This is a genomic window from Sphingobacterium bovistauri (assembly GCF_020295405.1).
Taxonomy (GTDB): Bacteria; Bacteroidota; Bacteroidia; order Sphingobacteriales; family Sphingobacteriaceae; genus Sphingobacterium; species Sphingobacterium bovistauri.
Map to the genome: position 1 here is coordinate 142,872 of NZ_JADEYP010000005.1, position 25,466 is coordinate 168,337.

The following is a 25,466-nucleotide window of genomic DNA, read 5'->3' on the forward strand; positions in this document are numbered from 1 at the left end:
CTGCTTTAAATTAATTTTTTATTCGATAGTCCTAAGTTTTTAGCTATTCCGAACAATGAATTAATAAATCCTTTGTCTTCTTCGTTATCTTCCGACGAAGCTGCTTGCTGTAACTTAATCAAGGCTGCCGAAACAGTAAGATTCTTGATGTCGTTTGACGAAATACCATATTTATCCGCTAAAGAGCGTACCTTCTCAGCTAAATCACCTTTACCATCCGGCCCCAACAATGAATTCTTGATATCTGTAGCATGTTGTGAATTGTTTATTAAATGATCAAAACCTTTAGAATTGGATACTTGACGGACAATATTCTCGAAGAACATCGTTTCACCCCCAACGATATCTATTTTAGCCGATTTCAATGCTTCAGACAATACAGAAGCTTGTGCTCCTGCGATATCTTTTTGGATATTGATATGTGCCAATTCGATGTCGCGCTCTTTTTGTAATTGCAATTTGAATTCTTCGTGCGCTTGTCCTGCATCATTCAATTGTTTCATTGCCGATGCTTTTTCTTCAATACCTTTTGCTTCTGCTAATGCCTTCTCGCGTATCACTTCTGCTTGCGCCAAGCCTTCTTTACGTGTTGCTTCGGCTTTTTTCTCAATTACAGATGCTTCTTTAGTACCTTGAATTTCTACAGCTTCTGCTTTTGCTACCATCACTTCTGCTTCTGACAACCCTACAGCAGCTTCTTCTTTTGCCTTAGCTTCTGCAATGATTTTGCGGGCTTCAGCTTCTTTAGCTGAAGCTTCTTTCTTCGATTCGGCCTCTATCAATAATTCTTGAGCTTTTTTCTCTGCAATTTTGCGAGATGCTTCTGCGTCTATTACTTTCTTCTCCGCTTCTTGTTCAGCAGCAATTTTTGCTGCTTCAGCAGCTTTTACAGTTGCAATTAATCGTTCTTCTGCTTCTTGCGATGCTGCGATGACACCCGCTTGTTTCTTACGTTCTACTTCACGGAATACTTCTACATCTTTTACAGCTTGTTGTTCTTCAATTACACCTTTTTCTAATTGTACACGCTCTTTGATTACATTTTGAATAGATTTTTGCTCTGTCTCTATCGAACGTTGCTTGTCAATCTGTGCCAATGTCACGATACGCTCTCGTTCTGTTGCTTCCAATGCACGATCTTTCTCTACACGCTCTGTCTCTACAGCATCTGTACGCAATTTGTTTTTCTCTGCGATAATGATTTGGCGCATTTTGTTCTCTTCTTGAATCGCTAATGATTCTTCTGTAGAGATGCGTACTGTTTCGGATTTTAAACGTTCTTCTTCACGCACTTTAAGTATTTCAGCCTCCTCGCGAGATTTAATATTTTCGATTTCACGTCGTTGCTTCTCCTCTTTCTCCGCCAATTGACGTTCCAATTCTAAGATTGCTTCACGTGCTTCTACGTCTTGTTTTTTGATGACTTTTTCTTCTTCACGACGAATTAAGTTTGCATTCATGTTTTGTTTTGCAGTCAATTCGGTGATTTTTTTAATACCTTCAGAATCTAAGATATTGTCTGGGCTTAGAAATTGTAATTCTGTTTGTTCTAAATAATCAATAGCACAGTCATCTAAAATATAACCGTTCAAATCTGTACCGATGATGTTCAAAATTTCATCACGAAATTCTCTCCGTGCTTCATACAATTCGATGAAATCAAATTTCTTACCTACAGTCTTTAAAGCCTCCGAAAACTTAGATTCAAAAATACTTTTTAAAGTGTCTGGATCACTCGCACGATCACAACCTAAATTTTGAGCAACATTAATGACGTCATCAACGGATTTATTGACACGTACGAAAAATGCAACTTTTATGTCTGCCCGGATATTATCTTTACAAATCAAACCATCACCCTGCATACGGTTTATTTCAATTTTTTTCACTGAAATATCCATGATTTCCATTTTGTGGAAAACAGGAATAACGTACATCCCTTTGTTGAAAGTTACACTGGATCCACCTACACCTGTACGCACAATGGCTTTGCCTTGTGGTATTTTTTTGTAGAACATGCTCAGTACTACAAAAAATGCAATAATGATAAAGACTACAGCCCCTACCGCAATAAGTATCACGCCTGTTAGTCCATCGATTAATAGTAATTGATTAGTAGTCATTAGTATTTAAGTTTTATATTTTAAAAGTTATTTAGTGTTATATTCTTTTGTACGTAATAGTATTTTTTGTCAGGAGTTTCATCTACGATAATGATTTCGTCTTCGTAATTGATGCTTTCTCCATTTAGACTTTTCACATTTAATCGAATTACATCATTCTGAATCATTATTTCGGCAGAGCCAATGTTGTTTCCTTTTAATGATGATTTCATTCTACCTGTTCGTCCTAAAAATTCGTGTGCTTCTTCTCCTGTATATCCTACTTTTTGGTATAATTTCACTACAGGAATAGTGACATAATGCATAAAAAAATAAGTCAGGACAAATATGGGGACCAGAATCCAAATAGATTTCCATCCATAATTTCCTAAATGAAAAAATAAAGATGTTGCAATAGTGATTATCCAGCCAATAAATTTGAATAGAGTCACAATCACCATCAAAGGCGCTTTTCCGATATTTATGTAATCCATCGCTTTTGATAGAAATGACGGTTCTACGTTACTGTCATGATCTACATCCGTGTCACCTTCAATATCTTGTATATCTGCTCCTTCGAAATTAGCATCCACATCTGTACCTCCAAAATCAAATCCATCGCCCATGAGCATCGTAAATAACCAATACAATAGCGATAGCGCTGTAAATAACGTCATTATTGCATTTGGCAATGGATTAAAAAGTATATTTAGGACTTCTGCCATAATTTAGTTTTAAAGAGTTTGTCTTTTAAAGGTGTACATGTAAGAAAAGGAAGTGCCACTCATGGATAAATCTTGTACACTTACTAGTTCCCAACCTTGTCGACCCAAGTCATTTAATGTTTCTTCTATATCTTCTACTTTAATTTCTGTAGTCCACATTGAATTGGGCGCGATCTTAATAGTTTTATATTCGAATCTTTTCATGTTAATATGTTGGGATTTTTAATTGAAAATGTTTTCTAATGGTTATTAAATAAATCAATGATCCTAAAATGGGAGTAAACAATATGAGTAACCCTATTAATAGCCTATCTAAGGAGTTATATTTAAAATCTCGTCTGAATAAATCAACAAATGCTATCACCATTAAAAACAAGGGTATTAAGCATAAGAAAAGTACAGTTATCAACAGGAAGAACTCGTTTACTCCAATATTTAGAAATAATAGATTTTCCATGGTTACAAGTTTTTAATTTTTTGTTTTAATTGTTCCAAATCTTGCATTGCTGTGTTATCCGAGCTATCTAAAAGATAATCTATTTGTTGTTCTGTGCTTAGTTGGATAATTTCTTCAGTTGCGTCATTATGAGCTTCTTGGTTTTGTAACTTTAATTTCATTTTTTTCAAAAGCTCAATCGTACTATTGTTGTCTATATTGGCCATTTGTTGGTTCGCAAACTCAGAAGCATTATTGATACGTTGTTTGGCTTTTAGTGTAGACAGTTCTTTTTCCCACTTTGCAATATTAAACTTTAATATATCTATTTTATTGTTAATTAAATTAGTTTTTTCTGCAAAAAGTAAATTTTCGTTTGTGACTTCTGTAGCTTCTTGTGTCAATTTCTTTTTGATATTAAGTGCTTCTAATGCTAGATGATCAGCTTTGGAAGATTCTATTTCTTGCTTTTGTGCTTTTTGCAATAATAAAACAGCTTTTGCTTCATAGCTTTCTGCATCATTAAGTTTGTTCTTAGCTAAATTCTCATTTCTAATGATTTGCGCCCGATTCAAGATATAAGCTTCTGTCAGTTCAGATAATTGTTGTTTCATTTCCTCGATTCCGTTTTCAATCAAACGAATGGGATTTTCCATTTTATCGACTAAAGCATGAATCTCTGCCTGTCCGATTTTTAAAAGTCTTTTGAAAATATTCATCACACGTTCTTTATTGTTTTGAAAATTGTATTAGTTGTTCATGATATTCACTTAGTAAAAGTGAAAGGGAATTAATTGCCGCATCAAATTCATTTTGATCCAGATTATGCAATTGCAAAGTGTATCTGAAAATTACACGCTTACCATCTTCAGTCAGTGCAAACGCACCATGAATAATATCTCTATTTTTAATTAATAGTGATTTGAAAAGATGGATGTTGTCCACGTGTAAAGAAAAAAGATGCTGTTCGAAAATTATAATAGGTGGTGTCACGCCTATAATCAGATTCTTAATGCCATCAAAATTGTTTTCGATAAGAAAAAAACCTTCTTTTTCATTCTTACTGATGATGGTATAGTCCAAATCCAGAATAAATTTTTCAACAGTTTTGAAGTTCATTGGCTAATTATTTTTTATATTTGCTTATATTGTTAGCATAAAGATACTGAATGCAAAATATTTTTGCAAAATAATTTTACATTTTTTTTGAAATGAGTCAAATTGGGAATAATATTAAGAAGCTAAGAAAGGTGAAAGGGTTAAGTCAGCAAGCTTTTGCAGATATGTTTAACTTGACTAGGGGTAATATTTCCTCTTATGAGGAATTTAGAGCTGAACCGAAAATTGCGGTTGTTTTGCATATTGCAAAATATTTTAGCATTCCGGTTGCCGAGTTGTTGGAAAATCAGCTTACTGTTAATGAGATTTTAAATTTTGAAGATCATTTTGATCAAACGTCTATTAAATTGGATTCAAAAAATCTAACTGAATTACCCTTATTAAATCGAGAATATTTACAGAATTCAGATAAAGTTGATATTAAAGAGTTGCCAAATATCTATTTTCCCATATATACTAAGCATAAAATGTTGGCTGTAGAAGTGACGAATCTGATTCCACATCTAGTTGATTTTCCTTATGTAGAAGGTTCGGTATTATTTTTTGAGCATGTTGAAATAGATATTCTACACACTTTAGATACTAAAATTGGTTTTTATTTAAATCAAAATGATTTATTTTTTGGATCATATAGTGTCGAGGATAAGGAAATAAAATTGAAATTGAATGATTGGAAGGAAGAAACTTTTACGCAAGAAAATAGACAGTACTTCTGGAAGCTCTATGCTCAATTTTCGAGAGTATGATTTAACAAAAAGTCCTCCATTTATAATTGAAATGGAGGACTTTTTGTTCTATTTCATTTCTTCTTTCAAGAATCGAGCAGTTTCTGAATTTTTGACTTTAAGTAAGTCTTCTGGAATTCCTGAGAATAATAATTGACCTCCTTCGCGACCTCCTTCAGGCCCCATGTCTATAATCCAATCCGCTGTTTTAATAACGTCTAAGTTGTGTTCGATAATCAATACTGTATTACCTCTATCGACTAAGCGATTTATAACTCCCAATAATACATTTACATCTTCAAAATGTAATCCTGTGGTTGGTTCGTCTAGAATATAGAATGTATTTCCTGTATCTTTTTTCGAAAGTTCAGTAGCAAGTTTGACACGTTGTGCTTCACCGCCAGATAAAGTCGTCGAAGATTGTCCTAAAGTCAAATAGCCTAACCCGACATCTTGCAGTGTCTTAATTTTGCGGTATATGGAAGGGATATGTTCAAAGAAATCTACAGCTTCATTGATGCTCATATCTAATACATCCGAAATAGATTTTCCTTTATAGCGAACTTCCAAAGTTTCACGTGTGTAGCGTTTGCCATGGCACGATTCACAAGGAACTTGCACGTCAGGCAAGAAATTCATTTCAATAAGTTTCATTCCGGCTCCCTGACAAGTCTCACAACGGCCACCTTTTACATTGAAAGAGAACTGCCCTGGTTTGTAGCCTCGAATTTTTGCTTCTGGCAACTGAACATAAAGCGTACGGATATCAGAGAAGACACCTGTGTATGTTGATGGATTTGATCTTGGTGTTCTTCCAATTGGACTTTGATCAATCTCTATGACTTTGTCAATATGATTTAGTCCTTCAATACTTTTATGCGGCATTGGAGTTGCCTTTGCTCGGAAAAAGTATTTGTTCAGAATAGGGTAGAGTGTTCCTGTTATTAAACTGGATTTGCCTGATCCTGAAACTCCAGTTACTAGAATCAATTTTCCTAATGGAAAATCAACGGATACATTTTTAAGATTATTCCCTGTGGCTCCTTTTAGAGAAAGTACATTTCCATTACCTTGTCTTCTTTCTAGTGGAACAGTAATTTCTTTTTTACCATTCAAATATGCTGCTGTAAGTGAATTTGATTTTAAAATTTGTTTTGGCAAACCTTGTGCAACAATTTCACCTCCGTTGATTCCTGCTGCAGGTCCCATGTCAATTACATAATCAGCATTGAGAATCATATCTTTATCATGTTCTACTACAAGAACCGAGTTTCCAATATCACGTAGGTTTTTTAATGATTTGATAAGGCGTTCATTATCGCGTTGGTGTAAACCAATGCTTGGTTCATCGAGGATGTACAATACATTGACCAATTGTGAACCTATTTGTGTTGCCAACCGAATACGTTGTGCTTCGCCGCCAGATAATGTCTTGGAAGAACGATTAAGGGTAAGGTAATTTAATCCTACATCTAACAAAAAGCCAAGACGTGTCTTTATTTCTTTAAGGATTTCAACAGCAATTGTTTTTTGACGATCATCCATTTTATCCTCGATATTTTCAAGCCAATTTGCCAACACCGAAATATCCATAGCCGCTAGCTCTGCGATATTTTTGTCAGCAATTTTGAAATGTAAAGATTCCTTTCTTAGTTTATTACCATGACATTTGGGACAAATTACTTGTGTGCGAAATTCATCCAAAGCAGGAGCATCATCTGAATATTTTCCGCTTTGTTCTTCTAGCATCTTGAAAATTCCTGAAAAGCTAACTTTATATTCTCTTGATCCGTATGATCCATAAGAAACGGTAAGAGGAACAGGTTCTTCAGCTCCAAAAAGCATCAAATCAATTTGTTCTTCAGTCAGTTTGTCTATTGGATTTGTAAGTGAAATTTCAAACTTTTTAGCTACAGCTTTCAGAATTGCACTATTCCAACTCTCTTTTAGTGAGCCTAATGGGACAATACCACCTTTTTGAATGCTCAATTTTTTGTCGGGAATAACAATGTCTTTATCTATTTCAAAAACATAGCCCAAGCCATCACACTTAGGACAAGCGCCATAAGGTGAGTTGAATGAAAAAGTATTAGGTTGCGGTTCATCGTATGAAATTCCCGACTCCGCGTCCATTAAATATCTACTGAAAAATTGCTCTTTCGTATTATCACGGTTAACAATTTTAATAATTCCTTTTGCTGCTTTCATCGCTTGCAATACCGAAGTGTACAAACGTTTTTTGTCGCCTTCATTTGCACTAACTCTGTCAATAACAATTTCAATGTCATGAATTTTGTAGCGGTCAACCTGCATTTTAGGAACTAAGTCCATGATTTCTCCATCAACACGTACTTTGGCATATCCTTGCTTACGAATTTGTTCAAACAATTCGCGGTAATGTCCTTTACGGCCTTTTACTACAGGTGCTAAAATATTAATACCTTCGCTTTTAAAGTCTGTCAGAATGCGTTCTACAATTTGCTCTTCGGACATGCGTTGCATTTTTTTACCTGTCGCATAAGAAAATGCCTCACTAGCTCGAGCATAGAGCAGTCGTAGAAAGTCGTAAATTTCGGTGATAGTACCTACAGTCGATCGTGGATTTTTATTTGTAGTTTTTTGCTCAATAGATATAACCGGACTCAATCCTGAAATTTTGTCTACATCAGGACGTTCCAAACCGCCTAAAAACTGACGACTATAGGCTGAAAAAGTCTCCATATACCGTCTTTGCCCTTCGGCATATATCGTGTCAAAAGCCAATGATGATTTGCCGGATCCACTAAGTCCAGTAATAACGACCAATTCATTTCTTGGAAAGGAAACATCAATGTTTTTCAAATTATGGACACGTGCGCCATATACTTCTACTTCACTTTGGTCTCCTAAATCGACTGCTTTTGATTTTGACATATTGAGCTAAAAATTTTCGAACTTGCAAAGTTACTCATTATTGATCGGACTTTATACTGATGTGTAAGTTGTTATTAGTTAATATTATATTTAGATGATAGAATAATTTTTGTAATTTGGGTAAAAAAGTTCCTTTTGAAAAAATTAGATTTAAGTCGTCAAGATAAGGAGACTGTTGAGGAGGCATTAGCCTTTTGGAAAGCTTCAGGGCAATTGGATGAATCAACAGTAGAAGAATTACGGTCTACAATTGATGAGCGCAGCTTTGAGTGGCGAGTATTAGCTCGTTATGCATTTTGGGTGGCTTTAGCATCATTAATTTTTTCTGTGGTATCTCTTTTTTCTGACAATACATTAGAGAAGTTTGTACAGCAGTTTTATGATGCTCCTAATATAGTTTATTGTATTTTCTTTGCTGGTTTGGCTGCAGTGTTCTATTATTTAGGCTTCCGGAATAAGAAATTATATCCTGAAAAGACGTTCTCTAATGAAACATTGATGTTGGCAGGAGCATTTTCTACAGCTGCTTGTATAGGTTTTTTAGGGCAAATATTGGATAGAGATAATCATTTTTTTACGATTCTATTCTTTATCTCAATACTAATATATGGTGTGTTGTCCATCAAGTTGCAATCTAAACTTATTTGGGTGTTTACTTTAATAGCATTAGGTATATGGTTTGCTACAGAGACTGCGTACCATAGTGAGTGGGGGTGGAAGTTTTGGGGTATGAATTACCCTTTGCGGTTTACTATTTTTGGAATCATCCTTACAGCCTGTGCTGTATTTGTTCAGCCTAAATTTTCTCCATTGAAATCTTTTAAATCAACAAGTGTGATTATTGGGTTGCTCTATACAATGATTGCGTTGTGGATACTTTCGATATTTGGTAACTATAGTGACTTTGAGGCGTGGAGTCGGATTCGTCAGATTGAAATATTTTATTGGGGTTTAATAGCTATTGCTCTATCATTAGGCTTAGCTATTTATGGATTGAAGAGGAAGGATAATGTGATTCGTGATATTGGTTTTGTATTTTTCTTAATTAACTTATATACACGATTTGTTGAATACTTATGGGATAATATTAATAGAACCATTTTCTTCTTGATTTTAGCTGTTTCATTTTGGTTAGTAGGACGCTGGTCCGAAAAGGTTTGGAAAAAACAAAGCTCTTCGGATTAGAAGAGCTTTTTGTATTTATATTATTTTGTTCGATCATATCTCCAGGGTTTAATACCTTTGAACTCAGCTAGTTCTGCGGACCAAAGCATTATATTTCCTGCTATATGACCATTGTATGCACTTTGGCTTCCTAAGGGGTAATCTACTCCATCTGGCGTATTTATCCAAGCATAGCCATATGGTTTTGGTAATGGTCTTCTAGTAGCAGGATCATATTTAAATGGTACTGTGGTATAGGACGTGTTAGTGTTATCTAGAAATGAAGTCAGTCCTCCATCTCCTAGGTAAAAGAAGTTTTTGGTTTTATGTCTAAACATTGAAGGTATTGTAGCCCATGCGGTATATCCGGTTACGTTATGATTTACAGGAAGACCGTACGAATATACTATGATATCATTTGCAGGTAGCCCATTAACTCCTACAGTCACACTTGCGTCTTCACCCCAATGTTTACCACGGACATCCCCGAATGGTCCATTAGTTACAGGATCATCTACGTTTAAAATTTTATACATGGCGCCTGGTCCGCCTAATGATGTCATGGTTATACTTGATTCAGAAACTCCAAATAATTTATATAGAAATTCTTTAGGATATATAGCATTCAATTCATTCATCATAATGAAGACTCCTCCTTTATTAACGTATTCTACTAAGGCGTTATTTAGGGCTGTTAGCATGTAATACATGTCATGCCCGAATACAACGATATCAGGTTGGATATTGATATTAGTTGATTGAAGTCTATCTATGATTTCCTGTTGATTTACAACACTAGCCCTTGTTGTTAAGTAATTAGAATTTGCGGCATTAGCTGTTCCAGCGTTCGTAGCGTTTCCTCCTTTCCAAACACCTTGTCCCGTTGCATAGGGCTGCATGCGAACTAAGCTTTCTGGTAGATTGCCAAAATTTCTTGTATCATTTATTACCGCCCATCCACCGCCTCTTTCCATGGAATATCCATAAATGCAATCGCATGATACATGTAAAATACGTCTGCTAGGAAAGGTATATGATAAAACAAATTCTGCTAATAGAATTTGACCAGATTGGGGATTAGTGAAAGTAAATGTCCGTTCTATATTAGCTAGAGGGGTAATTGAATTAGTAAATGTAGCCAAGTTAACATCCGCTATAGAAGGAGCAACGGCTTTAAATGTTACTGGTAAATGTGTGATTTTTACATTATATGAAGTTAAAGACGAAGCGTCTGCAGTATAGTATGTAGCTTCCCATATATTGGTAGGATTGGATGCTGTATTTAATATTTCCGTAGTAGGAACAGTTGTGTAATTTCCCATGCTGTTATTCTTTATATCAAATGTTCCGCTTTTGATATAATTGTTTTGGGAAAAAGTTGCTTTTAAGCCATTAATCGTAGCGTACTTTGCCAATAGGGTCCCATCAATTTTAACCTTAATTTGCGCCATTTTATGATTAAAGGTTATATTAATGTTATATATGTTGTTTTGCCCAGGAGGGGTCATTGGAATGACAAGTTGGTCACTAGCATACAATAAGTCTTTGTCTACAGGGGCAGGGACTGTCGGATTTTGAGTATCAGAAGGTATTGGTAGGGTTTCTGTATTATTATAAGAATAGGCAAACCATTTATATGTATCACCTTTTGAGACATCTATATTTACGGGTTGGCCCACTGTAGCATGTATTGTTTGCCATAATTCAGGAGAATTATTTTTATATATAAGTATTCTATATGTTCTGCCGGTAGTCATTGGTGTAGAAGCAGCTAAGGGAGAAATGTTTTTTAATGATTTAACTCCATTGGTCAGATTTTTTGTAGCTTCAGTCAGAGTCTGTATTGTGTATGTGTCAATAGTAAACCCTGCGGGATTATCAATTTTAGGAAATTTGTTAGTGGATAAATGGTTATTTGTTGTTGAAGTCTCCATTTGATTTTTAGCAAACTTGCTGTTTGCTATAGGTTCGATAGAACTTGACTCCTCAATTCCACGAATTTCAAATACTAATTTCGTGTTTTGTGACGATGTGTTCTCATTATGTTTTTTGCACGAGTAAACTAGTATTGTGAGTATTATGCAGGATATAATATAATAATATTGTTTTTTGTTTTGATAGATGTAGGCCATAACTATTCATTTTAAAAATCCCAGAAATGTTTGTTTTTTAGCCTCCTAACTGTTGATTTGTTGTATTCCGAAACGTCTATATTAGGAGATTAGATGTTGCTGTTTTTCCATGTTTTTTTTACAGATATCGAAAGTTAATTCAATCGACTAACGGGTTTCTGTGAGTAAACAATCTTTCTAATTTTAGTGATTGTATACTGTCTTGTATAGTGTAAATTAATAATTTAGTTTTTTCATATGGTTTGATTACAATTTAAGAAAAAAAATAAAAATATTTTTATTTTTTTTTAAACAATATTTCATCTTATTGGATAATTACTAATGTTGCTCTTTTTTGTAGCTTATCTATAGTCTTAGGTTTTTCGTTGTATATAAGATTGCGAAATTTCTTTGTTCCCTACTTTGATTTAAATTTAAAATTAAGGACGAGGGATCGCTATTTATTTAAATTTTGTGTTAGATAGGTGTATTTTAAAGGTAAATTGGTTTCTTGAAAAGTAGATGACGATATTATGTCATTGAGAAATTTTAAGTTTTGAGGAGTGTTTTTTTTGTGAATTTATTAATTTACTGAATTCAAGAGGTTTATGGTATTGTTGCAATATTTATTTTTAGAGATATTATTGTTTTTTGATGTTAATATTATTTAATGATTCAGATGTCTAATTGTATAAAAATTCTTTTGTATTGAATGTTGAAATTAAGTGTCGTAATTTAAAAATCCCAAAATTGTTGATCTTTAACTTCTTCCCAATCGGTAACTTGAGGTGTTCCATTCGTGCCGCCTATTTGAATTTGTGTTGATGCAGTTGCTATACCATCCTCTAATTCAAATAAAACGAATTCAATTTTTGGGGCAAAGTATTTTTGTTGGATAGAATTTATTTGTTGCAATTTGTGTTGAGTAATCATATTGTTTTTCATTTCTCCGTAGGTTTGTTTTCTATAGCTACATTTATTTATGTTTCTATATGTTTGACAAAATTACGCTGTTGAGAAATTTGATTTAATTAATTTGACCAATTAATTTCTAATTAAGTAGCTTTTCAACTACTTGTTGTTTTTATATTTCTTATAGAGTTATTAGTTAACCTATTTGATTTTTTTTTGTTCAGTGCCAGATACAGAGCTTTTTATGGTCATATTGTCGATTTAGTAAAATATTTACCATTTTATGGTTTCAGGCTTGGAGTACCATATTGGCCATCAATTTTAGAACTTTCAACTAGATGTATCCGTTTGATAACTTATTTATAATAAATTTTCTAAAATAAAATTCTTAGGAAGTAGTATGTAGGAAATGCGGAGATGTTGTGTTTACTCTAGAAGAGTTTATTGGGATGTCTCTTTACAAGTAATTTTGTTGGTATAGTCTAAAGGAACTCTGCACCTACATTAGACATCAATATTAAATAAACAAAGACTGCTCGTCAAATAATATTGACGAGCAGTCTTTGTTGTAAATATAGGTAGAATATATAATGTTATTTAGATCCTATTTATAAGCGAATACTTCACCCAAATCTTCATTACTTGTGAATGTACAACCTAAGTCGTTTAATTCTCCAGTTCCAATATTGATTACCATACCATGCACTGCCAAGTCATCACGATTTTTCCATGCATTTTGAATAATTGAAGTTGTACATAGATTGAAAACTTGCTCTTGAACATTCAACTCGATTAAACGGTCAACTTTGTCATCATGATTTTCGATAGCATCAATTTCTGTAGCATGTAGACGGTAAACGTCTTTGATATGACACAACCAGTTGTCAATAACTCCAAATTGTTGACGGCTCAATGATGCAGCTACACCACCACATCCGTAGTGACCTGCAATGATTACGTGCTTTACTTTCAGTACATTAACTGCGTAATCTAATACAGACAACATACTCATATCCGAGTGAATCACCATATTTGCGATATTGCGGTGTACAAATACCTCGCCTGGTTTTTTACCTGTGATTTCATTTGCCGGTACACGGCTATCAGCACATCCAATCCAAAGTACTTCAGGACTTTGTCCTTTTGCTAATTGTTGAAATTTGCCTGATTCGTCTTTGCTTACGAAATCAACCCATTCTTTATTCCCCTTTAATATTTTCTCAAATCCTAATTCTAACTCTTTATTTCCCATTATTAATAGTTATATTATAATAATCTATGATTGGATATACAAATTACAGTATTTATTATTAATATCTTGTATATAATTTCGGATATGAAAATTTGGTGTTTTCTAAATTTCATATTTACGGTATATACAGAAGATATATTTAAAAAAATAAAGCAGTAGTGAGTTTAATAACTACTGCTTTATGATACATTTATTTTTCACGTCATTTTTAGCGCAGGACAATAATCCATTCACAATTGACGAGAGATATTCAGAATTATAACCAGCTTACAACACCAGTTTCTACATTATAGTTTGCGCCTACAATTTTTATTTTACCATCTTTTTCCAGTTGGTTCAATGTGTTACTTTGAGTGCGGATATCTTCGATAGTTTGTTTTACATTTTGTACGTTTAATCTTTCTAATAAATCCTCATTTTTTGAAGAACGAACTTCTCCTTCGACAAGGATTTCTTCAATGATTGGGTTGAAATGACCAACTAAATGACTAAGATTATTCATCTCAGTCTGTTGTATTGCAGCAGCATCTAAGCCACCTTTTAATGCACCACATTTTGAATGACCTAAAACAACAACTAATTTAGATCCAGCGACATTACAACCAAATTCCATAGAACCCAAAATATCTTGGTTTACAAAATTTCCAGCGATACGTATACTAAAAATATCGCCTAACCCTTGATCAAATATCAATTCTGCAGAAGTGCGACTATCTATACAACTTAAAATTACAGCAAATGGCCATTGTCCTTCTCTAGTATCATTTACTTGCGATAATAAATCCCTATTAGCTTTTAGGTTTTGAACGAATCTATCGTTACCTTCTTTTAATATTTCAAAAGCTTTTTCTGGAGTAATTGTCGCTTGTGTTTCTAAAGTATGTGCCTTCATTATTCTTTGTTTTTAATTTGTTTTGTATTAATAATTAATTGTGTGTTTTAAACTGTTTTTTGAAGTTTAGAACTTTTTGATCGAACAGTTTTGCGTTTGTATGTCACGTCTTGCAACTCAATTTCTAAACCTTTGCTCATTGCATTTTGTTCGAAATCTTTTAACACTTCTAATACATCTTTGTCAATAAACTTACTGTTCTTTCCATTGATAATAACCTTGTCTACAGAGCGTGGTAGGTTATGCAATTTTTGTTGTATTGGTGCTTTATTCAAGAATGATACTTCTTCAGCTAATGTCAATATAGCTGTATTTTTGCTCTCAACTTCTTCAATCTTGAATTTATATGCATTTTGCATATTTGCTTTCAATATATAGAATGTTGCTACAACGATACCAATTCCAACTCCCATTAATAAGTCAGTGAATACAATAGCTACGACAGTGATTGTAAATGGAATGAATTGATCCAAACCCTTTGTAAACATTTGTTTGAAAAGAGATGGTTTAGCTAATTTAAATCCTGTATGTAATAGAATCGCAGCTAAACATGCTAAAGGAATATAATTAATCAATGCCGGAATGGCCAATAATGCCACCAATAACCAGATTCCATGTAAAATTGCTGCTTGACGCGTACGACCTCCTGAATTAGCATTAGCAGATGAGCGCACAATCACTGATGTAAGAGGTAATCCTCCCAAAAGTCCTGATGACATATTACCTATACCCTGTGCTAATAATTCACGATTTGTAGGAGAATTACGCTTGAAAGGGTCAATTTTGTCAACAGCTTCAATGCTAAGTAATGTTTCTAAACTCGCTACAATAGCTATAGTCGCTGCGACTATCCAAACTTCTTTGTTGCCAATTTGGGTAAAATCAGGGAAAATAAATAAGCCTAAAAATTCATTAAAGGAAGAAACAACAGGAATGGAAACGTAATGTGATACTGTTCCCAAAGAAAATGCTGTCTGCTGGAAAGCAAAACCTAATCCAACTCCTAATAGTACGACAACTAGTGGAGCAGGGATTTTATTTAATCCTTTTATCGATGGCCAAAAAATAAGTATAGCCAAGGACAAAAAACAAATAATTGTAGCTCCCCAATTTACAGAGTTGAGTATGGTGTCTGTAAAAGCAGCAATCCCTCCGCCATTATCTAATTCAAAAGCGTGTGCTTCTGTCATACCAAAGGCAATTGGTAATTGTTTCAAAATAATAGTAATACCAATGGCAGCAAGCATCCCGATGATAACAGATGATGGGAAATAGTTACCAATCATTCCAGCTTTTATAAAGCCCAAAATCAATTGCATAACACCAGCTAATACTACGGCCAATAAAAATGTTTCGTAAGCACCAAGTTTCATAATAGAGGCAGCTACAATTGTGGTTAATCCAGCTGCTGGTCCACTTACGCTAAGTGGTGATCCTGATAAAGAGGCTACGATTATACCTCCAATAACACCAGTTAATACACCAGCAAATAGAGGAGCTCCGGAAGCCATTGCAATACCTAAACATAAAGGTAAAGCGACAAGGAATACTACTATTGATGCTGGAAAGTCATATTTTAGATCCCTTTTCGATAATTTTAGAAAAGCGGACACACGTGTTCCTAACATAGTTTTTGTTAAAAAAATTGTTAAAGTTTTTGTTAAAATAATAAGCCAAAGAATACTGCTTTTAAAAGATTAAATCTTAAAAATCACATAGAGTGTAGTAAACAAAAGCTAAAAAGTTAAAGTAAATTAACAATAATTAGGAGGGGGAGTGGGTACTCTAGGATGGAAGCTGCATATTGATTTCTCGTTGCGCATATAATTAAGTTGCTTACCACTATTCTCAATAGTGGGGTTAAAACTTAAATCAATAGTATCAGGCTTGAATATTTTAATTCCATGTTCATGCAAATCTTCATTATTCGAATTTGAAGTTTTCGTTCCTAACTCGATTTCTAATTGCATTACAACTTGTAAAACTGTACCTTGATCTAATACGTTTACAAACATTGGGGTAGTAGAGATTAGCATCTTCGTGAAGAAGACAAAAAAACAAAGCTTTGCAGCTATTATTCTTTTGGTTTTATTACTAAACGTTGCGTATCTACTTTTCATTACATTACAAAAGTAAAGTTTGAAAGCAAAAAAACAAGAAAAAATAGAATTTTGTTGTGAAAATGTGACAAAAACAAGATAAAATTTTAATTATTTAACATTTTTGTAATTTAATTCTAACAAATGTTTAAACATAAATATTTCAATTATAGGAATTTGTCTATTTTTTTCTAAATTAGAAAATCTTATTTATTAGTGTATGAAACAAGAATTTATTGAAAAAATAATAACTTCTTACAATCCAAAGGGAGATTTTATCCAATTGGGATCTGGAATATTGAATGGAGAAGTTGTTACTGATGCTAAAGTAAATATTGCGCTGAAGATGATGAATCGTCATGGACTTATAGCGGGAGCTACAGGTACTGGAAAGACGCGAACATTACAATTAATCGCAGAGCAATTATCGGATAGAGGAGTTCCTGTTTTTATGCTTGATGTAAAGGGGGATTTGTCGGGATTGGCTGAAGTAGGAAAAACGAATGATGCATTGATTGAGAGAGGAAATGCTGTAGGTATTCCTTTCGAGCCCTCAAGTTTCCCTATTGAAATATTTTCTTTGACAGGTAAGTTGGGAGCTTCTATGCGACTGACTGTTGAAGATTTTGGACCGGTGATGTTGTCTCGGATATTGGATCTGAATGATACGCAATCAGGCGTGTTAAGTGTTATTTTCAAATATGCACAAGATAATGGTTTGCCATTGGTGGACTTTGACGATCTGAAAAGATTGTTATCTTATTTGTCAGAAGGAGTAGGGGCAGAAGAGATAAAGGATGATTATGGCAAAATAAGTAGCGCAAGTTCAGGCGCTATCCTACGGAAAATCGTGGCAATTGAACAGCAAGGTGTCTCACACATTTTTGGAGAGAAAGAATTTGATATCCAAGATTTGTTTGGTAGAGTTGATGGCAAAGGAGTAATTACATTGCTTAATATTTCAGATATACAGGACCAACCTCTATTATATTCGACTTTTCTATTAAGTTTACTGGCTCAATTGTTTAAAAAATTACCTGAGGTGGGCGATTTAGATAAACCAAAGTTAGTTTTCTTTTTAGATGAAGCGCACTTATTGTTTAACGGAGCTTCAAAAGCTTTTTTATCACAAATTGAACAAATTATTAGATTGATACGTTCGAAGGGGATTGGCGTATTTTTCTGTACACAAGCTGCTACTGATGTTTCAGAAAGTGTATTAAGTCAATTGGGTAATAGAGTACAGCATGCACTGCGTGCATTTACTCCAAATGACGCAGAGAATTTGCGCAAAACTGTCAAAACGTATCCTACCTCTGAATTCTATGAAATCGATAAGGTGTTAACTTCTTTGGGTACTGGGCAAGCTTTAGTAACTGTTTTGAATGATAAGGGTATTCCAACTGAGGTCGTAGCTACACATCTTGTGCCTGCCCGTGCTGTAATGGGCCCTTGTTCTGCGGAGGTGTATGAACAAATTACAAAGCAATCGGATTTTTATTCAAAATATCAAGAACGTGTAGAGCGTCGTACTGCAGCCGAAATGCTGGAGGAGAAAGAGCAGCAGAATCAGCTTGCGGAAGAAAGAGAGAAAGCACAAGTAGAAGCCGATAAACAGGCTCAAAAGTCACGGGCGACGGGTTCTCGTCGACAGTCTCCACTTGAAGCGGCACAGACTCAAGCTAGTCGTACTTTGGCGCGTGAGGGTGTGAAATTATTAGGTAAGCTGGCAACAGGATTGTTGAATGCTTTCTTTAAAAAGAAATAGTATATTTGCCGAAATTAATTATATTACCAATACAATATGGGAAAACCAACTTTGTTAGTGCTAGCGGCTGGAATGGCAAGTCGATATGGCTCTTTAAAACAAGTGGACGGATTTGGTCCACATGGCGAAACGATTATTGATTATTCTATTTACGACGCTATCAAAGCAGGCTTCGGAAAGGTCGTATTTATCATTCGTAAGGAGTTTGAAGATGTGATGCGTTCAAAGTTTGATGAAAAGCTTGCTGGTAAAATTGAAGTTGATTATGCTTTTCAGGATTTTGATTTAACAAAATTTGGTGTGGATCGTGTGATTGAGCGTTCAAAACCTTGGGGTACTGCGCACGCTGTAATGAGTGCTAAAGACAAAGTTAATGAGCCGTTTTGTGTAATTAACGCAGATGACTTTTATGGTACTGATTCTTTTGAGAAGATGGCCAAATTTTTGACTTCAGAAGTTTCTGATGCGCACATGTCTTTGATGGGATTTGAAGTAGGGAAAACGATGTCAGACTACGGTTACGTCTCTCGTGGTGTATGTGAGGTAAGTGCAGCTGGTAATATGGATTCTGTTACGGAACGTACTAATATTTACTATAAGGGCGAAGGGACTGATCATAAAATTGTCTATAATGAAAATGATATAGAGTACGATTTAGATCCTAAAACTCGTGTTTCCATGAATTTTTGGGGATTTACTCCTAAGGTGTTTGATGTTTGTTTAAATTTATTTCCTTCGTTTGTGGAAGAAAATGCAGATAATCCAAAAGCTGAATTCTTTATTCCGTCAATTCCTGATTATATGGTAAAGCATGAGATGGCTGATTTTAAAGTAATCCCAACATCATCAAAATGGTTTGGAGTTACGTACCCTGAAGATAAACCAATCGTGCAAGATAGTATTTCAAAATTGATTTCAGAGGGAGCGTATCCTGAAAAACTTTTTTAAAATATTCTTGTTTTATAATAACTTACGAAGTGCAAAATTTTATTTTGCACTTTTTTTATGACTTTAAATTATGAAATATATTAAAATGTTTATTCTGTACCCAATCTTAGCGATACTTCTATTTGCGGTAATTTATTTTGCTATAGAAGCTATATTATCTCGGATACCAGCAGATGCTAAGGCAAAATTTAGTAATGATAAATCGTATACGGTTTATTTACTATCCAATGATGTGCATACTGATGTAGTTTTTCCTGTGAAATCGGATTTAGTTGATTGGCGCGATACTTTCCCAATTTCGGATATAAAAAGTAAGGATAGTACATATAATTGGGTAGGAATTGGTTGGGGAGACAAAGGCTTTTACCTCAATACACCAGAATGGAAAGATTTAACAGCTAAAACAGCTTTAGTAGCAGCGATAGGGATTGGAGAGACTGCTTTGCATGTGACTTATCACCACCAAATGCAAGAGGGGAAGCTGTGTTATAAAATTGAAATCGATAAAGAGCAATATCAACAATTGATTAATCACGTATTAGAGAGTTTAGAAACGAAGGGAGATAATAAACCAATTTATATTGAAACGACTGCTCAATATGGCGATTCAGATGCATTTTATGAGGCGTTGGGTTCGTATAGTATGTTCTATTCTTGTAATACATGGACAAATGAAGCACTCAAAAAAGCTAATCTTCCTTCTGGTATTTGGACTGTCTTTGATAAGGGGATATTAAGATGGTATGGTTATAAATAGTAAAATATTTTTTACATTTTGTAAAAAATATTTGTCATAATGTATGGTTTGTTTTACATTTGTTTCATTGGCTTAGTAAACTTAAATCATTATGAAAAAAATACCTTTATTACCGCGCTATTTTAGATGGATAGGAATAGTACTATTTGTTATAGGAATTTGGTTGACCTATTACGAAAGTAATTATAAAAATACAGCTAGTACATTTGAACATTCTTTTATGGAAATACCGATGTTCGTTTTTTATGATAATCCTAGCTTGGGGGATGGTGAAGTTTGGTTTAGCTTTACTAAGGTTCACTTTGGATTAACTTTGAGATTGCTTATTTCTTTAGTTTCATTAAGTTTTATTGCCTTTTCTAGAAATAAAGTAGAGGATGAGATGATAAATAGTATAAGATTGTATAGTTGGTGCTGGGCAATAATTGTTATAGTGGTATTTAGCTTTATAACAACTTTATTCATTTATAATATAGCTTACTTAAACTTTTCATGTCTTTACATCCAATTTATGTTTGTAACATATATTATATTATTCTGGATTAATATATGGAAAATGAATAGGAGGTTAGCTCATGAAGAATAACATTAAAATAAACCGCTTATTGAAAGGTTATTCTCAAGAACAATTAGCTAATGAAGTTGGGGTCAGTCGTCAAACTATTAATGCATTGGAAGCTGCTAAATATGTTCCTTCTACTGTGTTATCTTTAAAATTGGCGAAGATTTTAGAGAAATCTATTGAGGAATTATTTGAACTGGATGAAAATGATTAACTTTAATAGAAATTCATTATGAGAAATCTATATTTAATTATTTTCACCTTTATTTCATTTAATTGTATAGCTCAAATTACTATTTCAGGTTAAATAGTAGATATTCCTGCGGATTTAGATGCATATGTCTTTTATTATAATAATCCTATCGAGGATGAGGAAATTTCATCTACAAGAGTGACACCTGATAGAAATGGTAATATAAAACTAGAAATATACTGTTCAAAAGCAACACGTGCTTACCTTTACATAGGTGAGCAAAGAATTAATGTTTATTTGCTGCCTAACACCGATATTAGTTTCATAGCTGATTTTAATAATTTGTATAAATCAATAAAGTTTACTGGTAAAAATGCAGCCGATAATAATTATTTGGCAGCTGAGTTTTTAGAGGGTTTTTATGAAAAGTCCAATGCATATAGTCAATTTGAGGATGAGCTAGAATTTAAGCTGTTTGTTGATAGTCTTGAACTTGCGAATAAGGAATTTTTACAAAATTATGGAATTCAGAAGTTGTCTAATGGGTTTAAAAGCTATATTACCAATAGTATAAACTATCAATACATATATCCGCGCTGGATGGATCGAATTGGTTATGACCGTACCACACGTCAATTAGATTTTAACAAACCCGTTTCAGAGGATTTTTTTGATTTTTTGAAAACTCTGAATTTAGGGGATCAAGAAGCGCATGATAATTCAAGTTATATTTTAGCACTTAATCGATATCTATATGAGTTTCAAGATAAAAAAATAGAGGTGCCGAAGGAGGTGAATGATGGCGATAGGTTATTGTATAAAGCTAGAGCTAAATTTGATTCACGTAAGAAATTATTCAAAAATAAAGTCTTGGATATGCAGCTAACCTTGTTAATGAGAGATTATTTAGAAGGTATGGCAAAGGATTCTAATTTCGCAGATTCATTATTGTCTGATTATAGAAATAGTTGCAAGAACTTAGATTATGTCTCCATTATTGAGAAAATTTATAATCAAAATTTAAATTTTTCTCCTGGAAAACAGGCTCCTGATTTTGAGTTGCAAGATGTAAATGGCAAGTTAGTGTCTTTATCTTCTTTGAAAGGTAAGGTTGTATTTATGGATTTTTGGGCAACTTGGTGTGTACCTTGTCTTGCCTCAATGCCCAAGACGTTGAAATTGATAGATAAGTTTAAAGATAATGCTGAAGTTGTCTTTTTATTGATTAATGTAAGTGATAATATGGAGAATTGGAAGAATTATTTAAAAGAGAACAGTTTGCCTGGAATAAATTTGTATGCTAATAAAGAGCAATCAAAAATTATTAGAGATAGCTTTAATATTCCCGGAATACCAAGGTATATTCTGATTGATAAGGATGGTAAATTTATTGATGCGAAAGCGGGAAATGGCGACAATACTGTAAGACAAATTGCAAATGCTTTGAAATTATAATCATATAATTTATTGTATTTTTTAGTATAGTGGAAGCTTATTTTTCAATCGTTACTGTTAATTTTATTTACTCAGTAAACATACTGTAGATCGTTATCTACTTTAAATATTTTTTGTTGTTAATCAATATTATTTAGTTTTCTAGAAACTACTTTTTAACCTACTTTTGTTTGAAACTTGAGCCTTTCAAGTTTCCAAATAAAATTATCTATGAAAAAAGTTTTTTATTTATTAAGTGTCTCACTTGCATTTACTGTTATTAGTTGTGATAAAGCAGATCCTATTTCCATTGATAAAGTAATCATTGAGAATAATGAAAGTATTTTGGGGAATCGTGTAAGCCACGAAAACGTAGGCCTTTTAAATATTCAAAATAAATCTTCAAACGGTGCGAAATTCAAAAGTGGATCACAAGATGAAACAGTTGTTTTAACTTCTGCGGATAAAAATTTTGCTCTAGCCTTAGTGTCAGAAGTTTTATCTCCAGTCTATGAAGGGAGCACTTTGAGATCTACACATGTTGCTATATCGGGTAATTACGCCTATGTTAGTTACAATACTGAGGGAAATAAATATTTAGGTGGGATAGATGTAATCGATATTTCGGAAATCAATTACCCGAAACTAATATCGAGCGCAAAACTTCCGAATGTGGATGTCAATGCATTGGCTATAGACGGCAATAAGTTATTAATCGCTGGTGCAGCAGATGTTGACTTTTTCTCTGATCTACCAACATCTGCTTGGACTTCGTATATGACTCTTAATAATGGACTATTAGGATCAAATTATGATTTTACGAGTCTGTATGGGCAGGCTGCCATCGATGTTTATCCTGGAACATCGAATTCAAATTACGTAGTTTCCGGAAGCCAGGGTGTATTGGCGAAGCTGAATAAGCAAACAGGAAAAGCTGAATTGATGATTGATATCGCAGATCTGAGGTCTGTAAGAAATGTTAATGGAAAAGTGCTGGCATTAAGTGGTACAGGTGTTTTAAAGGTTTATAATGAGGCATTAGCGTTCGAGAAAGATATCAATGTGGCACAAAATAACACAGAATCAAAAAGAGTCTTGGATGTATATCAAAATTATGTTTTTGTTCCTCAAGGAAAAAAGGGATTTGCAACATATAATATTATGTCAGGAGGTCTAATTGCTGAGTACGCTATACCTCAATATGTAGGTAATGATAATAATATAAACTTTGAAGATGTTGTTACTAATTCTGTATCAGTGAATGGAGATAAGATATTTGCAGCAAATGGAGCTGCGGGTATTTCAATTTATAATTTTGATAACTCTGTTGGCTCAGCTAATTTATTGGGTACCGCTAGTTTTAATGGATTGGAATTGACTTCAAGTAATTTTGTTATTAGTCGTGAAAATTATGTTTTTGTAGCTTCGGGTAGAGGTGGATTGAAAATTTTAAAAATGATAGATCTTACCCCTAAAACTATAACTTGTAGTGGGAATTATCCAGTATATAACAAGAACGAGAGTTGGTTAAATATTAATTCTAATGATAGTAAAAATTACTCTGGAACATATAATTTCCAAGGCGTGAATGTCAATGATGAATTAATTTGGTGTGGAGCTATTGGTTCTATTGCTAGTGATTTAAATATTAATTCTAATGGAAAGTTTACAGTTTATGGAACATTGGCTGCTTCAAAGGCTTTAAATGTAAATTCAACAGCTAACATTTATGGGGCAGGTGTGGTAGAAGGAAATTTGCATTTGAATAGTAATGGTGTATTAAACATAATAGGAACTGTGTCACAGGGTAAAAGTGGTACAAAAACTACATTTCATATTAATGGGAAGTTGATTATTGATGGTGAAGTAGTTGTATACGGCGATTTGAATTTAAATAATAGTAGTTCAGTAGAATTTAAAAATACAAGTTCTAAACTCATTGTATACGGAAAGATTACTAATAATAATGCTAAAATTATTAATGGTAATATTACTAAAGTAGGAAACTAGTTCTGTATAAACTTTCACGAGAGCCATTGATTATTTATCGATGGCTTTTTTGTTTAGTAATCAACTAATGATTCGTTATGATTTTCAAGAGGTGATATATAAAACTATACTGTTTTAACATTTGAATGTAACTATACTTTTATTTGTAATATTTTCAATATTAGCGCGTTATAGGTTATATTTGTCTTGTAAATCTAATCAATATGAACTTTTTTATAACTTTTGGTCGAATCATTCGTTTTGTGCTAGCAGTCTTTACATTGGTCGCAGCAATTAACTACATTCAAGAATCAACATTCAATATTGAGTTGACGGATATTGCTAAGCAAATGCAAGGAGAATTCTCAATTCAATTGGATGAGTTTGATGTTAGGTTAGCATTAAATGATAGCACCCTCATGTTGAAGGTTGAAGCCTAATTTTAGATTTTGTTACTACAATAATGAAAATTTCGAAGAAATTAATCTTCTAGATTTTCTATTTTAATAATGTTTATACCTCTGAAACAATCATCCACACATCCTTGTGGCACATATCCGGCTGTCGAGATTAGGCCATTATTTTTTGTTTCAAAATAAATTGTTGATTTAGGACGCTTAACAATCCATTCATTTTTTGTTTTATTATAAATCTGTTCTAAGGTCATCAGTTCATTTTCACTGCCGTGATTACCTAAGTTCTCTTTATTTTCAACCCATTGCAATTTATCAATAACCTCTGTACCATATGAAGATTGTATTTCATCTTCTTTGATGCCTATTTCTTTTAGAGCTTCTATTGCGAGCTGTTTTGTCCAGCCACTTTCTGGTATTGTTTTACTTCCTATTCGAAAGTATTTAAACTCTCTTTTTGTGATTTGGTTGTTTTCTATGGTAATTTTGGTATGTATAGTAGTTCCTACCCATGAAGTTAGTTGAGTTGTATAAGAGTAGGTTTGGTTGTTAGTCTTGCTGAATTGCTGCCATGTTTTATAGCTTTTTTCATATTCGTTTTCGTATTCTGAATCATCTTTGCTACAGCTTAAGAATGTAATTATGATTAGGAGAATGTAGATTATTTTATTCATAATTTTAAGTTTATGTAAATATAACGAAAGGAAATGTCGTATTGCTACAAATAAAAAATCCCCTTAGAAATTTCCGAGGGCACTGAAAAAGTCTCAACTTTTAATGAGACTTAAAGAAATGACTGAGTATAGGATTTACCTTACTCAGTCATTTTTGTTTAAAGGATTTCTGGAAGTTTGCTTTTTAATGGCCTTGTTAAAGATTTAACCTACTTGGACTTGCTATTTGGTTTTCTAGCATCCCAATTCGATTGTTTTTGAGGCAATACCCCTCCTTT

Annotated in this window: 24 protein-coding genes; 10 read left to right on the plus strand and 14 right to left on the minus strand. The window is 33.5% G+C overall.

Annotated features, from left to right (window positions below):
• Window positions 1–5: 5 nt before the first annotated feature.
• The 6 genes from IPZ78_RS04520 to IPZ78_RS04545 are packed head-to-tail and all read right to left on the minus strand — an operon-like array spanning window position 6 to window position 4,382.
• Entirely contained in the window at window positions 6–2,123 is a 2,118-nt protein-coding gene (locus IPZ78_RS04520) for a flotillin family protein (protein ID WP_225551757.1), read from the minus strand.
• 20 nt (window positions 2,124–2,143) lie between these two features.
• The gene (locus IPZ78_RS04525) at window positions 2,144–2,827 is read right to left on the minus strand and encodes a hypothetical protein (protein WP_225551758.1); all 684 of its coding nucleotides are present in this window, start codon (window positions 2,825–2,827) and stop codon (window positions 2,144–2,146) included.
• A 9-nt stretch (window positions 2,828–2,836) separates the two neighbouring features.
• Window positions 2,837–3,031 (minus strand): DUF4177 domain-containing protein, encoded by a 195-nt coding sequence (locus IPZ78_RS04530; RefSeq protein WP_225551760.1) that lies wholly within the window; start codon window positions 3,029–3,031, stop codon window positions 2,837–2,839.
• 1 nt (window position 3,032) lies between these two features.
• A complete protein-coding gene (locus tag IPZ78_RS17335; RefSeq protein WP_225551762.1) occupies window positions 3,033–3,284 on the minus strand; it encodes a PLDc N-terminal domain-containing protein in 252 nt (83 codons plus the stop codon).
• 2 nt (window positions 3,285–3,286) lie between these two features.
• Complete coding sequence (locus IPZ78_RS04540; RefSeq protein WP_225551792.1) at window positions 3,287–3,982, minus strand: PspA/IM30 family protein; 696 nt, start codon at window positions 3,980–3,982, stop codon at window positions 3,287–3,289.
• A 10-nt stretch (window positions 3,983–3,992) separates the two neighbouring features.
• Window positions 3,993–4,382 carry a YbjN domain-containing protein gene (locus IPZ78_RS04545; protein ID WP_225551763.1) on the minus strand — a complete coding sequence of 130 codons (390 nt, stop codon included), beginning with the start codon at window positions 4,380–4,382 and terminating at the stop codon, window positions 3,993–3,995.
• Between the two features lie 92 nt (window positions 4,383–4,474).
• On the opposite strand from IPZ78_RS04545, the gene IPZ78_RS04550 reads away from it, so the two are divergent.
• Window positions 4,475–5,128 carry a helix-turn-helix domain-containing protein gene (locus tag IPZ78_RS04550; RefSeq protein WP_225551764.1) on the plus strand — a complete coding sequence of 218 codons (654 nt, stop codon included), beginning with the start codon at window positions 4,475–4,477 and terminating at the stop codon, window positions 5,126–5,128.
• A 48-nt stretch (window positions 5,129–5,176) separates the two neighbouring features.
• Here IPZ78_RS04550 and uvrA read toward each other — a convergent pair whose 3' ends face one another.
• The gene (gene uvrA, locus IPZ78_RS04555; RefSeq protein ID WP_225551766.1) at window positions 5,177–8,020 is read right to left on the minus strand and encodes an excinuclease ABC subunit UvrA; all 2,844 of its coding nucleotides are present in this window, start codon (window positions 8,018–8,020) and stop codon (window positions 5,177–5,179) included.
• Between the two features lie 135 nt (window positions 8,021–8,155).
• Between uvrA and IPZ78_RS04560 the strand changes: the two genes are divergently transcribed.
• Window positions 8,156–9,205, plus strand: coding sequence for a DUF2157 domain-containing protein (locus tag IPZ78_RS04560; protein ID WP_225551767.1), 1,050 nt, complete (start codon window positions 8,156–8,158; stop codon window positions 9,203–9,205).
• A gap of 20 nt (window positions 9,206–9,225) precedes the next feature.
• Here the strand turns inward: IPZ78_RS04560 and IPZ78_RS04565 are convergent, their stop codons facing one another.
• The 6 genes from IPZ78_RS04565 to IPZ78_RS04590 all read right to left on the minus strand — a co-directional run bounded on the left by IPZ78_RS04565 (window position 9,226) and on the right by IPZ78_RS04590 (window position 16,471).
• On the minus strand, window positions 9,226–11,118 hold the full coding sequence (locus IPZ78_RS04565; RefSeq protein WP_225551768.1) for a fimbrillin family protein: 1,893 nt from the start codon (window positions 11,116–11,118) through the stop codon (window positions 9,226–9,228).
• Between the two features lie 912 nt (window positions 11,119–12,030).
• Window positions 12,031–12,228, minus strand: coding sequence for a hypothetical protein (locus IPZ78_RS04570; RefSeq protein ID WP_225551769.1), 198 nt, complete (start codon window positions 12,226–12,228; stop codon window positions 12,031–12,033).
• A gap of 583 nt (window positions 12,229–12,811) precedes the next feature.
• On the minus strand, window positions 12,812–13,459 hold the full coding sequence (locus IPZ78_RS04575) for a carbonic anhydrase (protein WP_225551770.1): 648 nt from the start codon (window positions 13,457–13,459) through the stop codon (window positions 12,812–12,814).
• A gap of 256 nt (window positions 13,460–13,715) precedes the next feature.
• Window positions 13,716–14,351, minus strand: coding sequence for a carbonic anhydrase family protein (locus IPZ78_RS04580; RefSeq protein WP_225551771.1), 636 nt, complete (start codon window positions 14,349–14,351; stop codon window positions 13,716–13,718).
• 47 nt (window positions 14,352–14,398) lie between these two features.
• A complete protein-coding gene (locus IPZ78_RS04585; RefSeq protein ID WP_225551772.1) occupies window positions 14,399–15,979 on the minus strand; it encodes a SulP family inorganic anion transporter in 1,581 nt (526 codons plus the stop codon).
• A 126-nt stretch (window positions 15,980–16,105) separates the two neighbouring features.
• The gene (locus IPZ78_RS04590; RefSeq protein ID WP_225551773.1) at window positions 16,106–16,471 is read right to left on the minus strand and encodes a hypothetical protein; all 366 of its coding nucleotides are present in this window, start codon (window positions 16,469–16,471) and stop codon (window positions 16,106–16,108) included.
• Window positions 16,472–16,670: 199 nt separating this feature from the next.
• On the opposite strand from IPZ78_RS04590, the gene IPZ78_RS04595 reads away from it, so the two are divergent.
• The 8 genes from IPZ78_RS04595 (at window position 16,671) to IPZ78_RS04630 (ending at window position 24,541) form a co-directional block, all read left to right on the plus strand.
• A complete protein-coding gene (locus IPZ78_RS04595; RefSeq protein ID WP_225551774.1) occupies window positions 16,671–18,218 on the plus strand; it encodes a helicase HerA-like domain-containing protein in 1,548 nt (515 codons plus the stop codon).
• Window positions 18,219–18,254: 36 nt separating this feature from the next.
• Window positions 18,255–19,166: a nucleotidyltransferase family protein gene (locus IPZ78_RS04600; RefSeq protein WP_225551776.1), complete on the plus strand. Its 912-nt coding sequence runs from the start codon at window positions 18,255–18,257 to the stop codon at window positions 19,164–19,166.
• 70 nt (window positions 19,167–19,236) lie between these two features.
• Complete coding sequence (locus IPZ78_RS04605; protein WP_225551778.1) at window positions 19,237–19,923, plus strand: TIGR02117 family protein; 687 nt, start codon at window positions 19,237–19,239, stop codon at window positions 19,921–19,923.
• Window positions 19,924–20,014: 91 nt separating this feature from the next.
• Window positions 20,015–20,509, plus strand: a complete 495-nt coding sequence (locus IPZ78_RS04610; protein ID WP_225551779.1) for a hypothetical protein — start codon at window positions 20,015–20,017, stop codon at window positions 20,507–20,509.
• A complete protein-coding gene (locus tag IPZ78_RS04615; protein WP_225551780.1) occupies window positions 20,499–20,699 on the plus strand; it encodes a helix-turn-helix transcriptional regulator in 201 nt (66 codons plus the stop codon). Before IPZ78_RS04610 ends, IPZ78_RS04615 begins: the two co-directional genes overlap by 11 nt.
• A gap of 177 nt (window positions 20,700–20,876) precedes the next feature.
• Window positions 20,877–22,133 (plus strand): TlpA family protein disulfide reductase, encoded by a 1,257-nt coding sequence (locus tag IPZ78_RS17295; RefSeq protein ID WP_225551781.1) that lies wholly within the window; start codon window positions 20,877–20,879, stop codon window positions 22,131–22,133.
• A 210-nt stretch (window positions 22,134–22,343) separates the two neighbouring features.
• The gene (locus IPZ78_RS04625; protein WP_225551782.1) at window positions 22,344–24,122 is read left to right on the plus strand and encodes an LVIVD repeat-containing protein; all 1,779 of its coding nucleotides are present in this window, start codon (window positions 22,344–22,346) and stop codon (window positions 24,120–24,122) included.
• 203 nt (window positions 24,123–24,325) lie between these two features.
• Window positions 24,326–24,541, plus strand: a complete 216-nt coding sequence (locus IPZ78_RS04630; protein ID WP_225551783.1) for a hypothetical protein — start codon at window positions 24,326–24,328, stop codon at window positions 24,539–24,541.
• Between the two features lie 41 nt (window positions 24,542–24,582).
• On the opposite strand, the gene IPZ78_RS04635 is transcribed toward IPZ78_RS04630, so the two are convergent.
• Window positions 24,583–25,188, minus strand: a complete 606-nt coding sequence (locus IPZ78_RS04635) for a hypothetical protein (protein WP_225551784.1) — start codon at window positions 25,186–25,188, stop codon at window positions 24,583–24,585.
• Between the last annotated feature and the right edge of the window lie 278 nt (window positions 25,189–25,466).

What these genes read in the sequence shown, in the direction of transcription:
- IPZ78_RS04540 (WP_225551792.1), bottom strand. Translation starts at nt 3,982, where the DNA reads ATGAATATTTTCAAAAGACTTTTAAAAATCGGACAGGCAGAGATTCAT.
- IPZ78_RS04580 (WP_225551771.1), bottom strand. Translation starts at nt 14,351, where the DNA reads ATGAAGGCACATACTTTAGAAACACAAGCGACAATTACTCCAGAAAAA.
- IPZ78_RS04635 (WP_225551784.1), bottom strand. Translation starts at nt 25,188, where the DNA reads ATGAATAAAATAATCTACATTCTCCTAATCATAATTACATTCTTAAGC.
- uvrA (WP_225551766.1), bottom strand. Translation starts at nt 8,020, where the DNA reads ATGTCAAAATCAAAAGCAGTCGATTTAGGAGACCAAAGTGAAGTAGAA.
- IPZ78_RS04595 (WP_225551774.1), top strand. Translation starts at nt 16,671, where the DNA reads ATGAAACAAGAATTTATTGAAAAAATAATAACTTCTTACAATCCAAAG.
- IPZ78_RS04520 (WP_225551757.1), bottom strand. Translation starts at nt 2,123, where the DNA reads ATGACTACTAATCAATTACTATTAATCGATGGACTAACAGGCGTGATA.
- IPZ78_RS04615 (WP_225551780.1), top strand. Translation starts at nt 20,499, where the DNA reads ATGAAGAATAACATTAAAATAAACCGCTTATTGAAAGGTTATTCTCAA.
- IPZ78_RS17335 (WP_225551762.1), bottom strand. Translation starts at nt 3,284, where the DNA reads ATGGAAAATCTATTATTTCTAAATATTGGAGTAAACGAGTTCTTCCTG.
- IPZ78_RS04590 (WP_225551773.1), bottom strand. Translation starts at nt 16,471, where the DNA reads ATGAAAAGTAGATACGCAACGTTTAGTAATAAAACCAAAAGAATAATA.
- IPZ78_RS04630 (WP_225551783.1), top strand. Translation starts at nt 24,326, where the DNA reads ATGAACTTTTTTATAACTTTTGGTCGAATCATTCGTTTTGTGCTAGCA.
- IPZ78_RS04545 (WP_225551763.1), bottom strand. Translation starts at nt 4,382, where the DNA reads ATGAACTTCAAAACTGTTGAAAAATTTATTCTGGATTTGGACTATACC.
- IPZ78_RS04605 (WP_225551778.1), top strand. Translation starts at nt 19,237, where the DNA reads ATGAAATATATTAAAATGTTTATTCTGTACCCAATCTTAGCGATACTT.
- IPZ78_RS04575 (WP_225551770.1), bottom strand. Translation starts at nt 13,459, where the DNA reads ATGGGAAATAAAGAGTTAGAATTAGGATTTGAGAAAATATTAAAGGGG.
- IPZ78_RS04600 (WP_225551776.1), top strand. Translation starts at nt 18,255, where the DNA reads ATGGGAAAACCAACTTTGTTAGTGCTAGCGGCTGGAATGGCAAGTCGA.
- IPZ78_RS04565 (WP_225551768.1), bottom strand. Translation starts at nt 11,118, where the DNA reads ATGGAGACTTCAACAACAAATAACCATTTATCCACTAACAAATTTCCT.
- IPZ78_RS04550 (WP_225551764.1), top strand. Translation starts at nt 4,475, where the DNA reads ATGAGTCAAATTGGGAATAATATTAAGAAGCTAAGAAAGGTGAAAGGG.
- IPZ78_RS04570 (WP_225551769.1), bottom strand. Translation starts at nt 12,228, where the DNA reads ATGATTACTCAACACAAATTGCAACAAATAAATTCTATCCAACAAAAA.
- IPZ78_RS04610 (WP_225551779.1), top strand. Translation starts at nt 20,015, where the DNA reads ATGAAAAAAATACCTTTATTACCGCGCTATTTTAGATGGATAGGAATA.
- IPZ78_RS04525 (WP_225551758.1), bottom strand. Translation starts at nt 2,827, where the DNA reads ATGGCAGAAGTCCTAAATATACTTTTTAATCCATTGCCAAATGCAATA.
- IPZ78_RS04625 (WP_225551782.1), top strand. Translation starts at nt 22,344, where the DNA reads ATGAAAAAAGTTTTTTATTTATTAAGTGTCTCACTTGCATTTACTGTT.
- IPZ78_RS04530 (WP_225551760.1), bottom strand. Translation starts at nt 3,031, where the DNA reads ATGAAAAGATTCGAATATAAAACTATTAAGATCGCGCCCAATTCAATG.
- IPZ78_RS04585 (WP_225551772.1), bottom strand. Translation starts at nt 15,979, where the DNA reads ATGTTAGGAACACGTGTGTCCGCTTTTCTAAAATTATCGAAAAGGGAT.